Source organism: Luteimonas terrae (assembly GCF_031457535.1).
Taxonomy (GTDB): Bacteria; Pseudomonadota; Gammaproteobacteria; order Xanthomonadales; family Xanthomonadaceae; genus Luteimonas; species Luteimonas terrae_A.
In genome coordinates this window covers 47,176-61,039 of the sequence record NZ_JAVDWO010000017.1, presented here as the reverse complement: position 1 = coordinate 61,039, position 13,864 = coordinate 47,176, and the positions used below count along the sequence as shown (strand labels likewise).

The 13,864-nt window shown below is 68.1% G+C and carries 11 protein-coding genes and 1 pseudogene; 6 read left to right on the top strand and 6 right to left on the bottom strand.

What is annotated here, in order from left to right; genetic code table 11:
• Positions 1-310 precede the first annotated feature (310 nt).
• A complete protein-coding gene (locus tag J2W68_RS16745; RefSeq protein ID WP_310148964.1) occupies positions 311-436 on the bottom strand; it encodes a hypothetical protein in 126 nt (41 codons plus the stop codon).
• 360 nt (positions 437-796) lie between these two features.
• Positions 797-1,540: a creatininase family protein gene (locus tag J2W68_RS16740; protein ID WP_310238203.1), complete on the bottom strand. Its 744-nt coding sequence runs from the start codon at positions 1,538-1,540 to the stop codon at positions 797-799.
• 113 nt (positions 1,541-1,653) lie between these two features.
• Between J2W68_RS16740 and J2W68_RS16735 the strand changes: the two genes are divergently transcribed.
• Positions 1,654-1,932, top strand: coding sequence for a hypothetical protein (locus J2W68_RS16735; RefSeq protein ID WP_310238201.1), 279 nt, complete (start codon positions 1,654-1,656; stop codon positions 1,930-1,932).
• A 73-nt stretch (positions 1,933-2,005) separates the two neighbouring features.
• On the opposite strand, the pseudogene J2W68_RS16730 reads toward J2W68_RS16735, so the two are convergent.
• A pseudogene (locus tag J2W68_RS16730) lies at positions 2,006-2,743 on the bottom strand (DNA-formamidopyrimidine glycosylase family protein).
• A 312-nt stretch (positions 2,744-3,055) separates the two neighbouring features.
• Here J2W68_RS16730 and J2W68_RS16725 point away from each other — a divergent pair.
• Positions 3,056-3,919, top strand: coding sequence for a hypothetical protein (locus tag J2W68_RS16725; protein WP_310238199.1), 864 nt, complete (start codon positions 3,056-3,058; stop codon positions 3,917-3,919).
• A gap of 23 nt (positions 3,920-3,942) precedes the next feature.
• Positions 3,943-4,617, top strand: coding sequence for a hypothetical protein (locus tag J2W68_RS16720; protein ID WP_310238196.1), 675 nt, complete (start codon positions 3,943-3,945; stop codon positions 4,615-4,617).
• Between the two features lie 76 nt (positions 4,618-4,693).
• Here the strand turns inward: J2W68_RS16720 and J2W68_RS16715 are convergent, their stop codons facing one another.
• Positions 4,694-6,529 (bottom strand): putative bifunctional diguanylate cyclase/phosphodiesterase, encoded by a 1,836-nt coding sequence (locus tag J2W68_RS16715; RefSeq protein ID WP_310238193.1) that lies wholly within the window; start codon positions 6,527-6,529, stop codon positions 4,694-4,696.
• A gap of 394 nt (positions 6,530-6,923) precedes the next feature.
• Positions 6,924-9,740, bottom strand: a complete 2,817-nt coding sequence (locus J2W68_RS16710; protein ID WP_310238191.1) for a WG repeat-containing protein — start codon at positions 9,738-9,740, stop codon at positions 6,924-6,926.
• A gap of 214 nt (positions 9,741-9,954) precedes the next feature.
• On the opposite strand from J2W68_RS16710, the gene J2W68_RS16705 reads away from it, so the two are divergent.
• Together J2W68_RS16705 and J2W68_RS16700 are read left to right on the top strand one after the other, a co-directional pair.
• Positions 9,955-10,326 carry a YajD family HNH nuclease gene (locus J2W68_RS16705; RefSeq protein WP_310238189.1) on the top strand — a complete coding sequence of 124 codons (372 nt, stop codon included), beginning with the start codon at positions 9,955-9,957 and terminating at the stop codon, positions 10,324-10,326.
• A 362-nt stretch (positions 10,327-10,688) separates the two neighbouring features.
• Positions 10,689-11,258, top strand: coding sequence for a hypothetical protein (locus J2W68_RS16700; RefSeq protein ID WP_310238187.1), 570 nt, complete (start codon positions 10,689-10,691; stop codon positions 11,256-11,258).
• A 162-nt stretch (positions 11,259-11,420) separates the two neighbouring features.
• Here J2W68_RS16700 and J2W68_RS16695 read toward each other — a convergent pair whose 3' ends face one another.
• Positions 11,421-12,458: a hypothetical protein gene (locus J2W68_RS16695; protein WP_310238184.1), complete on the bottom strand. Its 1,038-nt coding sequence runs from the start codon at positions 12,456-12,458 to the stop codon at positions 11,421-11,423.
• Between the two features lie 209 nt (positions 12,459-12,667).
• On the opposite strand from J2W68_RS16695, the gene J2W68_RS16690 reads away from it, so the two are divergent.
• Positions 12,668-13,642, top strand: a complete 975-nt coding sequence (locus J2W68_RS16690; protein WP_310238181.1) for a DUF4344 domain-containing metallopeptidase — start codon at positions 12,668-12,670, stop codon at positions 13,640-13,642.
• Positions 13,643-13,864: the final 222 nt, after the last annotated feature.

The window sequence follows — 13,864 nt, the reverse complement described above, 5'->3', positions numbered from 1 at the left end:
AGGGAACGTCCGCATCCCAGGCGCCTTGGCGGAGCGTCGGAAGCGACGCAGGCGGCCCACTACGATTGGCGGGCGCGCCACTACGATTCGTTCTGAATCGCTTTCCGACGCCGCGACGACACGGTCTCGTGCCGGTGCCGGAGCGTGGATCGCCTGCCTACGGCCCCATTCCCTGCACTGGAGCCGCCGCCATGTCCCTTGCGCACATCCTCGCCCTGGTCGCTCTGGTCGCGACCATGTCCCATGCTAGATAAGCGGGCGACGACATCCGCTATTTCGAGCTGATCGACGTCAGCCACGACCGCGAGGTCTAGGTCTCGGCGGCGCCCGCCGGCGACTGCAGGTTCGTATCGATCGCGATCTCGCCGCTGCGTGGCGGCTTCAACACCGCAAGAATCGAGCTCTCCAGGGCGTATTGCGTCCAGGACTTTCGCATCGGCTTTCGTGACGGCCGCACGCTGATCTATCGCGGTATCGATGTCTGTCGCAGCCGAGGCCTGTACCTGCGGGCGAGCGATCGCCGACGCGGAGATGTCGGCGCGCCGGGCCTAACGTCCGCTCGTGCTGACTGAGCGCGTCCTGTCGAATCAGGTCTATTCGGAGAGTGGCGCTTCTGCCGACGTGACGCGACCGCGGCTGCCCGGTGTGGTCTCGGAGCGAGTTGGCAGCGTTTTGTTCCCAGCCACGCCGACGATTCCGTTTGTATTCCCCAGCCCAGCAGCGACACGAATCCTTGCGTGCGCATCGCGAGTTGCGCCGGGCGAAGAAACGGCATGCGGCTACGTGCGGGCCGGCCTCAGCTGGTCTGCACAAATGCGCGGTAGTCCTCGATGGTGTCCTCGACGCTGGCCTCGAACAGCCGGGTGCCTGCTTCTATCGAAGCCAGCGAAGGATCGGAGCCGATGCGGCCATCCGGGAAGCGCTGGCGATAGTCCCGGGCATCGCCGAAATGACTGCTGGGCGCGAGGCGCGGTTCCAGCGTCATCGGCTGCGCGTGGTCGGGATAGGCATGCCAAGTCAGCGAGATTTCCGACGGTGTGGCATGGGCGCCTTCGCTGTCGGCGAAGAGCTCGCGCGAAATCGCCTGCACGCGCCTGCCCATGTACCAGTTGGCCAGCTTCAGCGACGGAGCGCTGGTGCCGCTGCCAGTGAAGCTGGCCTCGGAATGGATCTCGGCGAACGCTGCGTTCACCGTGGCGACGTTGCCGCCGTGCCCATTGAAGAAATAGATGTTGCGAAAGCCGTGGCGCGCCAGCGACTGCACCACGTCCCGGATCACCGCGATCAGGGTGGTGGGGCGGAACGAGATCGAACCGGGAAACGCCAGGTGGTGCTGGGCCATGCCGATACTCAGTGTGGGCGCCACCAGTACCCCGATGCGCTTCCCGACTTCATGGGCGACGACTTCCGGACAGATCGCATCGGTGCCGATCAGTCCATTCGGGCCGTGCTGCTCGGTGGAACCGATCGGGACGATGATGCCGTGGGAGTGTTCCAGATACTGCTGGATGTCCGGCCAGGTGCTGAGTTGAAGGCGCATGCGAACTCAAGGCAGAGAGGGCCACTCAGGATAGGCGAAGGTGCGCAATCTGTACGGCGCACCACGGCGCCGGGTTAACCTCTCCGTTCTGCGCCGAATTCCGGATTGAACGAATGAGAGCCACCGTCGTCGGTCTCGTGACGCCGCATCTGCTGCGCATCGTCGACCTTGCCAATGCAGCGCAGAAGGGCGTCAGCGTGCGCTTTCATCTGCATGATGCCGTGGCCAGGTCGATGGCCGAGATGGCCGATCAGTACAACGCGTCCGCGTTGGCAGCCGCGTATGTCGAAGGGCTGGAGAACGTGGCGGGTCAGGCCCCGAGGGCCTGTACAGAGTACGTCGGTGTCCTGCAAGCCGCGGCTGAGACGGCGCGCCGTCTCGGGCGCGATTGAAGCGTCAGGGCTCAATGCTCAGCTGAGTTCGGCGCTGCGCGTCGCGCGATGCCCCGGCGCAACACCACTCGCATCACGCCCCGTACCGCCGCTGGCAGACCTCGCACCAGAACGCCCGCCGCTTTGCCTCGCCAAATTGCTTGCGATAGCCCAAAGGCGCCATCGCGGGGGCAGGTGGCTTTGGTGTGCACCTGGTAGTGCTTGCGCAGTGCATAGGCCTGCTTCTAGCGATAGAAGTCGAAGCTGTACGCGCGCGCCTGCGCGACGAGTTCGGCCAGCTTGCGCGGCGGTAGGGCGCCGGCGCGGCTCTCGGGTGGACGCGGATGCGATGCAGTACTTCGTTTTTGATGATGTTGCCCACGCCGGCAAACAGCGCCTGGTCGAGCAGCGCATCGGCCACCAGCGCATCGGGCCGGGCGCGCAGCTTGCGGCGCGCAGCAGCCGCGTCCCAGGCATCACTCATGACGTCGGTGGCCCAGTCGTAGTGGTCGTCAAGATCACCCTCGAGACACTTCACCGAGCACGCATGGAAGTTCAGCACCTCGCCGTGCCTGAAGTCCAGCGAGAGCCGCGGCGGCTTGTCCTTGCCCGCATTGATGCGATAGCTGCCGAACATCAGCAGGTGGATGCGCACGCTGAAGCCGGTGAACTCCAGCAGCACGTGCTTGCCCCAGCTGCGCACGGCCCGCAGCGTCTTGTTGCGCAGGCGGTCGATGTCCTGCTCGGAACTGCCCGACACGCGCAACACCTTGCGCCCGGCGAACTGCGCCGCAGCCTCGCGCAGGATGACGATAGTTGGGCCCTCGGGCATGGCCGAAGCATCGGCGCCGCGCGATGAGGCACGCGTCAATCAGGGCATTGACGGCGCCGGGTTCGCGGATCCCGCACCAGGCAATGGTGTCTCCCATGCAGACGGTGGGCTGCGCTTTGCGTGCTTCGGAGAGCGGCGCGATCTGCGCTTGCCTCGGCTGCGCCCCGGTTTTGGGATCGATCCGGTATCGTATTCAGCCTGATTTAGTCACTGAAATTGATCTGCGAGGAGATGGGTTTGCCGACACGGTCTGGTGTTGAAGTCCGCCAAGCTTGGCGCCGCGCCGGGCGCATGTTGGTACTGGCGTGCGCATTGCTTGCACCGTCGGCCCAGGTCCTTGCCCAGGCGCGTCCGATCACGACGTACGAGGGCACGGTCGGCGATGCATCAGTGGAGCTGCTGCTGATCCACGACTGGCAGCACGACGGTATGGGTGGCTATCTGTTCACCGACGCGCAGCGCACGCCGGTGCCGCTGGAGAAGACCCCCTATGCCGAGGACGAAAGCCTGTACATCAACGTGATGGGAGACGCCCGCTTGCCCACCAGCGTGATCGTCCTGCAGCCGTTCGTGCCCGGCGCGAAGACCCTGCGTGGCCGTTCGGTCGATCTGCGCAACCGCGACCAGCGGGACGTCCGGCTCGAGCGCGTGACCCGGTTCTCCAGTGACGCGCGTGATGCGTATGACGGCGAGCTCCTACAGGGCAACGCCGACAAGCGCTTCTATTTCCGGGTGCACGCGCGCAAGCCGCAGGGCGAGCACAGCGGCCGGGTGGGCACGATCACCGTGCTCGACCGCGACAGCGGCGCGCCGGTGCAGGTGCTGGATGGACTGGATCTGTTTTTCTACGGCACCGATACCCTGGAGCTGGTCGACTTCAACGGAGACGGCACCCTCGACTTCTCGGTGATGCCGCGGCGTGCCGACGACCCGTCGCGTGCCGCCGAGCACCGGCACTACTACCGCTATCGGGAGGAGGCCGGTGGCTACGGCCGCGAGCCGCAGCTCGAAGTGCTGGCCGCGCAAGGCTTCCTGAAGTTCGGCTCCGGCGGCAGCGTGAGCCTACGACCGCAGGACAGCATCGATTACCGCGCCGGCACCATCCAGTGGCAGCACTACCGGTTCGTCACGCCCGATACGCTCGAGCTCGTGAGCCATAGCGAGGAGCGGTTCTGATGGGACGTTTGCGCAGATGGCATATGTGGCTGGCCGGCCTGGTGCTGCTGGCCGCGTCGCCCCTCTCGCTGGCCGGGCATTCGGTGTACACCGGCCGGATCGGCGGCAACCCCATCACCTTCGTGGTCGAAAGCCGCAATTCGGTGAAGCGGGCGATCTATTTCTACGACCGCCATCGCACGCCGATCCAGCTGAAACCGGCCTTCCTGTACCGCCCGTACGAGTTCGGCATGGACGAGCTGGACACGGTTGGGCTGCCGTCGGCGCGTCTGCGCTTCGACTACGCGATTTTCACTCGCTGGACGCCACGGCTCACCGGCACCTGGATCGACTACCGCAGCGGCAGGTCGCTGCCGTTCGAACTGGAACTGCTGGTCTACCTCGATTCCGACGGCGCCTGGCCCGCGGGCACGCACCCGCTGCTGCAGGCGGCATCGAGCGACCGTTTCTACTTCCAGGTTCCGATCGACCGCGACGGGGCGGCGGTGCGCACCATCGAGGTGATGGACAAGTCCAACGGCGCACGCTGGCAGACGCTGGAGCTGGCGGAGCCGGGCTGCAATCGCGGCACGGCAACGGTGCAGGTGGTGGTCGAGCGCGGGCTCACCCAGCTTCGGACAGCGCAATCGGCCTACTGCAACGCGGCGGTGTTTCAGTGGAACGCGGCGGAAGAACGCTTCGAGGATGTGCTGCGGTAGACGACGCCACACGCCACCTCTGGATCCGCCTTGTGGCGAGGGCGCGCCACGGTCGCCGGATATCCGGCGCGCGGACCTAAGCCGAGACGGTCTGCAGCAGCGCTGCCGCGCTCATCGGGCGGCCGGTGAAATAGCCCTGCACCTCGTCGCACTCCCAGGCGCGCAGGAGATCGAGGGTGGCCTGGGTCTCCACGCCTTCCGCCACCACGCGCAGGCCGAGGTCGTGCGCGATCCCGATCATCGCGCGGGCCAGCGGGCGTGCGTCGACGTCGCTGTCGGAACCGAGATCGCCGATGAAGCTGCGGTCCAGTTTCACCGCACGCGCCGGCAGTTTGCGCAGGTAGTCGAAATTGCTGTAACCGGTGCCGAAGTCGTCGATGGCGACGGTCACGCCCATGTCGCGCAGGCCTTCGAGCTGCGCCAGCACGTGCTCGACGTTGCGCATCAGTGCGGTCTCGGTGAGCTCAAGCTCGAGCCCGTCGGCCGGCAGCCCGCGTCGCGCGAGATGCGCTGCCAGCCGCGGCAGGAAGTCGGTCTCCTCGAGGTTACGCGCCGACACGTTGATCGACACCGCGATCGACGCGCCTTGCGCCCGCCAGGCCACCTGCTGGTCGAGGGCCGCGCCGAGCACCCATTCCGTCATGGGTCGTGCCAGCGCGGTCTGCTCGACCAGCGGGACGAATTCCGCGGGCGAGACATCTCCGAGTGCGGGATGACGCCAGCGCAACAGCGCCTCGGCGCCGGTGCAGCGGCCGGCGCGCAGGTCGATGCGCGGCTGGTAGACCAGCGACAGGGCGCCGGGCTGCGCCAGCGCGTTGGCGAAATCCGCCAGCAGGGTGAGCCTGCGGCGGTTGGCGGCGTCGCTGGCCGGGCTGTAGACCGCGGAGTCGAGGCCCATGGTGCGCGCATCGTTGGCCGCGCTGATCCCGGTGCGCAGCGCATCATCGGCCGCGGCGGCGCCCGCAGTGAAGGGCGACACCCCGAAGACCGGCAGCATCTGTACGGGAATGCCATGGCTGGCCACGGGCACGGCTAGGGCGGCGGACAGAGCTGCCATCACATTGGCCCACGGGCCGGCGTCGGCTTCATCGACCAGCACCGCATAGGACACGACACCGACGTGATAGGCAATGCAGCCGGCGCCCCGCCGGTCCTTCAGAATCCGGCTGCTGGCCTGCACCAGATCGTCGATGCAGTGCATGCCCATCACGCTGACCAGCTCCTGCAGGCGGGCGGGGTCGAGCAGGCTGACCAGGAGCAGGACGCGTGGCACACCAGGCCGGACACGCGCCAGGTCGGCCAGATCGTCGGCGAACTGGTTGCGGTTGGGTAGGCCGCTGAGTGGATCGCGCCGGCCGTAGTCGCGCTCGAGTTCGACTTGCGCCATCACCATGGCGGCGAAATCGCGCAGCGAGGCCAGGTCGTCCGCGCTGGCCTCGCGCGGTGTCCGGTCGAGCACGCACATCGCGCCCAGGGCGTGGCCGTCGCGGGTGATCAGCGGCGCGCCGGCGTAGAAGCGGACGCCCGAGCGTGCCAGCACGCCGTCGCGGAACCGCGGGTCCAGCTGCAGGTCGGGGACGACCAGCACCTGGGCGCTCGCGGTGACTTCGGCGCACGGGGCCTTGTCGCGCGGGATCTCGCGTCCCGCGGTGCCGACATGCGATTTGAACCACTGGCGGTGCGCATCGGTCAGCGACACCGCGGCGATCGGCGTGTCGAACAGCCTGCTGGCCATGCGCGTAATGCGGTCGAAGCTGTCGCTCTCGGGCGTGTCCAGCAGGGCCAGGTCGCGCAGGGCGGCCAGGCGCGTCACTTCCGCCGCCTCGCCGACAGCGTCTCTCAAACAGGGCGGTGCGTCAGCGGCCGGCACGAGACCGGCAGCGAAGGGCTGGAGCACGAGGCAGGTATCCATGTCGGCCCCACCCACCGTGGGCGGCGAGCGGGACGTGCGGGAGGTGTACTTCGCTATCGGCCGGCGGGCGACCAGCTTGACCGGGGAAACTGGCGAGGGGAGGCGGGTGTTCATCCGCCGGACTGACAAGCTGTAGCGCACCGATTTCGAGGCCGAGCGCCTGCTTGTGGCGCTTCCAGAAACGTCCGGCTCTCCAGAGTAGACGGCGCCCTTCGTCGGCGGCGCCAAGGCGCGCACGCGGCCACAGCCGATCCGCCGACGGCAGCACGGGCGGACCGTCCCGTCAGCGTGCGCGGAGCCACCGGATTGCCGGGGCGCCACACGCCCTCCGCCTGCCGGCGACGTCCTCTAGCGCTGACGTCACCGGTCCCCGGTGCGGACCCGCGTGACGGACTTACTGCGCTGGATGCTCGATCACCTCGTCGCCCCGATGCAGGCGCACTCGCCAGTCCTGGACTTCGACGTGGTCGAAGGTGCCGTCCAGCACGCGGCTGCCCTCCATGTCGAGCACTTCCCACCTGCCGTCGTGATCGGCGCGCGCGGTGGCGAACGGTGCGGCGCCGGGCGTCCGGAAATGCAGGGTCATGTCCGACCATCGGCGGGCGTCCTGCGCAGCCCCGGTGCGGTCGATCACCCGCCACCGGCCGTCCTTGCTCGCGAACATGCGCCCGCCGAAGCTCTGCGACAGCGCGTCCCAGTCGGCCGCCAGAACGCGGGTGCCGGTGGCGTCCCACGCACCCCAGGTGCCGCGCGGTGCCTGCGCGGTGATCAGACCTTCGCGCATGCTGTACACCTGCCGGAACAGCACCGGCAGCACCAGTTCCAGATCCGGCCCCGCCATGCCCATGCGCGGCGGCGTGCCGTCGTCGGCCACGACGGCATAGCCGCCCTCGGTGGGCACGAAGACCGCGTTCAGACCTTCGGGCGTGCGCGGCGCGAGGTCGAGATCGAGGAACGATCTGCGTCCCGCCAGGTCGGTGACGCTGAGCAGGTCTTCCGAGCGGTTGAACCAGACGCGCGCGTACCTTGCTTCGGAGCGCAACGCACCGTCGAGGCCATGCAGGCGATAGCCGCCCTCGGGCGTCTCGCGTACGGCCACCAGGTCAGGCCCGGCCCGACGGATATCGTCTGCAGGGCCGATCAGCATGCGCCCCTGTCCGTCATGCAGCGCATGTCCGGCTGCGCCGCGGGTGAGGAAGCGATCGCGGTCGCGGATGTTGTCGATGCGGTCCACGCCATCCTCCAGCGCCACCAGGAACCTGGCCGCCTCGGGATCGTAGAGCGCATGGGCCTTGTCCCGGCCCAGGCGCAGCAGGCGGCCACCTTCGAACTCGCGGATGAAGTCGAACTGGTGCGGGAGCAGGGCGCGGCCGTCCGTGGTGTACACGCCCCGGCGGCCGTCGCGCTCCGCCACGAGTGTGCCGGCGGCTGCGCGTATCGATTCGAACTCGACCGGCAGGGTTTCGCGGCCCTCCGCGTCGACGTAGCCGTAGCGTTGTCCTTGACGCACGACGAAACCGGGCACGCCGCGCGCGGTATCGACCGACTCGTAGCGCGGCTCCACCAGGATGCGGCCATCCGCGGCCACCATGCCGCGCCCGTCGGGGCCACGCACGCGCAGCGTCTCCGACGACCGGCCCAGGACCTGGGTGTAGGCGGAGAACTGGTCGAGCAGGGCGCGCGGCACCTGCGCGGTGCGCGTGCGCGCCAGATCGAAGCCCGACAGGGCCGCCGCCGCCGTGAGGCAGCGGGCGTAGTCGCTGGTATCGGTCTGTCGCAGGATCAGCGAGAACCGCCGCCCGCGGGCGCCCAGATCGACCGGCATCACCGCGTGCGCGCGGCAGCCTTCGGGGTAGAACGCCAGGCCGGTGCCGGGCTCGAGGGTGCGGTCGACGAAGCGCTCCAGCACGTCGGCAGGCCTGCCTTCCGCGAGGTCGATCGACATGCGCAGCGGAAGCGTGCCGTCGGTCTGCAACGCGAGAGTGGGTGCGCGCCACTCGGTCGTGCTGTCGGCGCGGACGCGACGTGCATCGAGCAGCAGTCGGGGCTCGACCAGTTCCGCCAGCGCCGTGTCCACGGCGGTATCGAAGGCATCGGCCGGGCGCAGGTGTGCAAGTGGGGCAGCGTCCGGAGTCCGCAAGGGCGACAGCCGGTCCACCGGCGCCTCCAGGCTCCGCCACATCGCCAGCACCGTCGGCAGCTGGTCCGGCTTGAGGTCCGCGACCAGCAGATAGCGCTGGCCGTCGCGCACGGTGCTGGCCACTACGTGCGTGCCGCCGAACATGTCGCGGCCAACCTGGATGCCGTCATCCAGCGTCAGTGCGATCGTGGCGCGCGTGTCGAAACGTGCCTGTCTACGTGCCAGCAGCGCCTGGGCACTGGCGTCGTCGTCACCGGCCACGATGTTCACCTCGTCCGGAATGCCCGACACCCAGTAGTCACCGTGGTGGCCGTGGAACCGCGCCTGCGCCGGCAGTGCGAACGACACCTCGCCACCGGGCAACGACTGGCGCACGTCCAGCGTGACGCGCTGACGGGCCGCCGCCTCCAGTTGGGCGCGTGCATCGTCGTGCTGTGCACGCTGCTCCAGACGTGCGCGCTCACGCGCCTGCGCCACCTGCATGAATTCGGCACTGTCGCGCTCGACCCGGCGCCAGGTCAGTCGATGTGTCTGGAACACGGGAATATGCAGGGCGATCCGCGTTGCATCGATCACTTCGACCACCATGGACTCCGCGCTGCTGTCGTCGGGCACGAGGCGACTGAAGTTGGCGGCGAAGGTCGCGGACTGCGGCGCGTCATCGTCTGCGCGAGTGATCGTGGCGGTGCCGGCTTCGGCGTCCACCTCCATCCAGCCGGCCCGAGCCCCGGCCTCGAGCTCCGCCTCGAAGTCGCGGGTGATCATGTGGACGAGGTCACCCAGCACGCCGACTGCGGCTTCGGCGAGCGTGTCAGTGTCGTCGGGTGGCTGCGGTGCCGGCGGCGTATCGGCGCCCATGCGCGCCGCGTCTTCGAGCGTTTCGAACCGATCGAGGATGTAGACGCCGCTGCGCGGCACCGCGGTGGTCTGGGTGACGCCGGGCGCATCGACGGACTGGCTCGAAGGCGATGCGTGCGTGGTCGTGCTGATGGGTGTGGCGCTGGCGATGCCTGCGAGAAGCGGCGCGGTGGCCAGAGTGATCCATGTGGCTGCGAACAAGCGCGTGTGCATGTGACCTCGGCGCGATGAAACCACCCATGGTCGCAAATCGACACCGCTGCACTCAACCCGACGCATCGGCGGCGCCCGTTCTCACACGTCATGTCGCGACGGCCAGTGCATGGATGAACGCCCGACATTGCAAGTCCGACCCGGTCTGGGGAACCTGTTCGTGCGAGTGCTCCCGCGTCCGCAGCGGCTCCGATCTTCCGGCTAGACTTCGACCATGAGCAGCCCCGACCAGACCAAACTCGACCGCATCGTCGCCGAGGCCCGGCGCAGCGCCGAGCAGCGCAACAACGGATATCGCGAGCGTGCACTGAAGATGTACCCGTGGATCTGCGGCCGCTGTGCGCGCGAGTTCACCCGCGTCAACCTGCGGGAACTGACGGTGCATCACCGCAACCACAACCACGACGACAACCCGGCCGACGGCAGCAACTGGGAGTTGCTGTGCGTGTATTGCCATGACAACGAGCACTCCCGCCAGCTCGATCACACCGGCGTCAGCGCGCGGGATGCGGAGGACGCGCCTGCCGCGGCCACGTCCAATCCATTTGCGGATCTGAAGGCGCGGCTCGAGAAAACGCGTGCCTGACTGCAAGCACGCGGATAGGAACTGGCGTTTCAGTCGAGAACCGACCTTGCCAAGGTCTACATCCAAGGCAAGCCGGGGACCTGTGCTGGCTGGCTGAGACAGACTTCGATCCCGCAATGGAAGCGCAAAGGAACATGCACATGACGAACTGGTCTCTACTCGCCCGCACGACGGGCGTCTTCGTTCTCGCCGTTACGTGTGCCGCGTGCAGTGGCGATGCTGCGCCGGACGCATCATCTGGTTCCGGGAACGCGGACTTAGCGGTGACCGACACATCGGCTACGCCGGCGGCGCCGATCGCGCCTGAAGGGCCGCGCGGTCCCGCGTCCTGCGGTGCGCTCTCGCTGGTCGAGGGAACCACCATGTCCGGCAATGATCTGGGCGACTGCATGGTCGACTACCTGGCGTTCGCCGGTTCCGGCGCGAGCCAGATGACCTCTGAGACCGCCTCGTCGCGCATGGTGTGGCGCATGCGGGACGCGTACGAGGCCTACGCCGAGCTCGACAGTGGGGTGCGAATGGCGGTGACCGGCGGTGCGGCATGGGTCGACTTCGGCGATACGGGCTGGGTGAAAGTCGACCGCACGACGCCGGGCATGGAGGTCGGCTTCGGCATCGTCGAGGCGTGGCGTGAGATGACGGCGCCGGAAATGATGCGCGGGATGATCGCGGCAGCACCGGTGTGGGAGGTAGGACCGACGCGTGACGTCGAACTTCCGGACGGCACGTCCCGCAACCTGGCCAAGGTGAGTGCCGCGGCGCCGTTCAACTGGGGCGGTGCGACGCTCTACGCCATGACGTTCTGGATGGAAGAACCCGGCAGGATGATCCTGCAGGAGGCCACGGCCGGCGCTGCCGGATTCACCGCGACCAGCACCACCCACTACACACAGTGGGGCGGCGAGGTCGACATTCCCGATCCGGCTTCGTAGAAGAAGACAGATTTTCCGCGGACCAACCAAGCCACGACGTCTGCGTCGCTGCGCCTGCTTCGATGGTCGAGGTCCGGACTTGATGCCTGCGAAGTCGTGCGTGCGGGTGTTGGCGCGCTGCGCTGTGGAGCAGCGGGCCTGCCCGTGACGGGTCTCGCACCGTCACTCGCCGGACAGACCGTCGTCGGCCGCTTTCAGGCTGCGCCAGATCGCGAGCGCCATCGGAAGCTCCGTCTCCTTGACGCTGGCGGACATCACGAACCGTCGGCCATCGAGCGGGGTGCTGGCCAGGACGCGATAGGTCGCATAGGGATCGCGCTTGATGCGCGCGCCATCGTCGGTGGTGACGGCGTGCGTCGCGCTGGTGTCCATCGCCTCTTCCAGCGATTCCATCTGGACTGGATCGGGATCGACCAGCAACTCGATCCTGCCGAGCGGTCCAACCACGCGGTAGCCGCCGTCCTGCTGGAGCACGCTGGCATCGGCGGGCAGGGCGATCACGACAGGATTTCCCGGCAGCGTTGCACGCGCGGGCAACGTGCGGGTCTGTGCCGCCAGCGCCTCGAGGTGGGCCTGGTGGCGTGCATCAGATTCGCGGATTCTGGTCGCGGCTTCGTCGCGCAGGCGGCGGATCTCCGCGAGCGCCGCGCTGTCGTCCTCCACGCGGCGCCAGGTCAGACGATACGTCGCGAATGCGCGGATCTGCATCGCGAAGCGTCCGCTGTCGACGTTCTCGATGCGCATCGATTCGGTGTCGTCGCCCTCGGGCACCAGGCAGCTGAAGTCCGGGGTGAAGATCGCGCGGCGCCGAGCCGTGTTGGACGTGCCGACGATAGTGGCGGTGCGTGCGTCGGCATCCACATCCACCCAGCTCAGCCGCGCTTCGGCCTCGAGCTGGGCTTCGATGATGCGGGCAATCGGCTGGCCCAGCATGGACAGCGCGGCCTGCCCGAGTGCAGTGGGCTCCAGCGCATCTTCGGGCGCGAGCGGTGCGGGCATCGGCTGCGCGGTTTCGGAATCGAGGATCTCGAAGCGTTCGAGGATGTAGACGCCACTGGCCGGCCGCGTGGCAGCGGGCGCTGCACGCTGGGCGGCAGCGCAGTGTTCGGCGATGTCACGCGGGGACGGCGCCTGGGCATGGGCCGACAGCAGAGCAGCGGGTGCCAGCAGGGCGAACAGCATTGTGCGAGGTGCGGACACGGAATCTCCTTGGACGAAACACGCCATGGTGACGAGTGCGATGCGGCGATCACAAGTCGCGCTGTCGAATCGATGCGATGGTGCCGGATGCGCGAGCCGAAGAGCGGGCTTCGCAGAACGGCCAGCGTCGACGCGCGCGGTTGTTAGACTTGCGCTGGGCCGATTCCCTCGTAATGCGCGGCCCGTCGTAAACACCATGATGAGGCGCGATGCGTTTCGAAGTCTGGATGACGGTCCTGTTGATGGCTTCGCTGGTGACCCTCTCCGGTTGCGCCAGCGTGTCGGCCCCCGCCGCCGGGGCAATGGGGGACGCGGCGCACCGTCCTTCGGCGCAGCCGGTCCCGCGCGCGCTGGTGCGGTATCGACGTACGTCGGCGGCTGCAGCGGCGACCCTCGCGGCCCCGGCGTTCGAATACGCCTACGACGTGCCTGCATCGCCCGATCTGCAGCCGATCTTCCTGCGGGTGCGCGATGCCGATCTGCTGCGCAGCCTGCCCGAAGTGCAGGCGATCGACGGTATGTTCGTGCTGCCACGGCGATTGCGTTTCGTCACCGCCGAATGCGGCGAGTTCGGCGCGTTCTACCGGCCGGGGACAGGCGAGGTGGTGCTGTGCTACGAGACCCTGCGCACGCTCTACGAGCGTGGCCAGACCCTGCAGCGCAGCCTCGGCCTGGGTGACGACTATCCCCTGCGCTACACGCGCGCCAACCTGCGTTTCATCGTGTTGCACGAAACCGGCCATGCGCTGGTGCATCTTCTGGATCTGCCGGTCACCGGCCGCCAGGAGGACGCGGTGGATCAGCTCGCGGCGATCCTGATGCTGCGCTTCGCCGCCCTGAACGAGACGCCGGACGAGGTGATCGGGAACCTGCGCATGGCGGCGAACTGGATGCTGTCCGACAGCACCGGCGCGTACAACCTGAACGCGTATGCCGACGAACACGCGCTCGGCGAGCAGCGCTACTTCAACCTGCAGTGCCTGATCTACGGCACCGATCCGGCAGCATTCGCCGGCATGGTGGACACCGGTGATCTCACCGCCGCGCGCGCCGCGGGCTGCGAGCGCGAGATGCGTCAGACAGCCCGCGCATGGCTGCGCCTGCTGCTGCCCCACCTCGCGCCGGGCTACGAGGCCTACGAGGAAGAAGCGGCGCGCTACATCGGGCGAACACCGGGACGCTGAGCAGCGCGCCGTCGGCGGACGGCGCCTGGACGCGAGGTGCGCTCGAGCAGGCGCCGCGCGCATCGCGTCGACGGATGCGCCGTGACACGTGCCCCGTTTCGTCGCACGCGTCATTGCACGTTCACCGGATCGCGTACCGGGTACCTAGACTGCTGGGCCGTGTCAGTCTTCGAGGAGTGCGCGATGCATCGATCCGAGCGACATCATGCAGCGGAGGATGCG

Coding starts and splice junctions, on each gene's coding strand:
- J2W68_RS16745 (WP_310148964.1), bottom strand. CDS start 436: ATGCGAAAGTCCTGGACGCAATACGCCCTGGAGAGCTCGATTCTTGCG.
- J2W68_RS16740 (WP_310238203.1), bottom strand. CDS start 1,540: ATGCGCCTTCAACTCAGCACCTGGCCGGACATCCAGCAGTATCTGGAA.
- J2W68_RS16735 (WP_310238201.1), top strand. CDS start 1,654: ATGAGAGCCACCGTCGTCGGTCTCGTGACGCCGCATCTGCTGCGCATC.
- J2W68_RS16720 (WP_310238196.1), top strand. CDS start 3,943: ATGTGGCTGGCCGGCCTGGTGCTGCTGGCCGCGTCGCCCCTCTCGCTG.
- J2W68_RS16715 (WP_310238193.1), bottom strand. CDS start 6,529: ATGGATACCTGCCTCGTGCTCCAGCCCTTCGCTGCCGGTCTCGTGCCG.
- J2W68_RS16710 (WP_310238191.1), bottom strand. CDS start 9,740: ATGCACACGCGCTTGTTCGCAGCCACATGGATCACTCTGGCCACCGCG.
- J2W68_RS16705 (WP_310238189.1), top strand. CDS start 9,955: ATGAGCAGCCCCGACCAGACCAAACTCGACCGCATCGTCGCCGAGGCC.
- J2W68_RS16700 (WP_310238187.1), top strand. CDS start 10,689: ATGTCCGGCAATGATCTGGGCGACTGCATGGTCGACTACCTGGCGTTC.
- J2W68_RS16690 (WP_310238181.1), top strand. CDS start 12,668: ATGCGTTTCGAAGTCTGGATGACGGTCCTGTTGATGGCTTCGCTGGTG.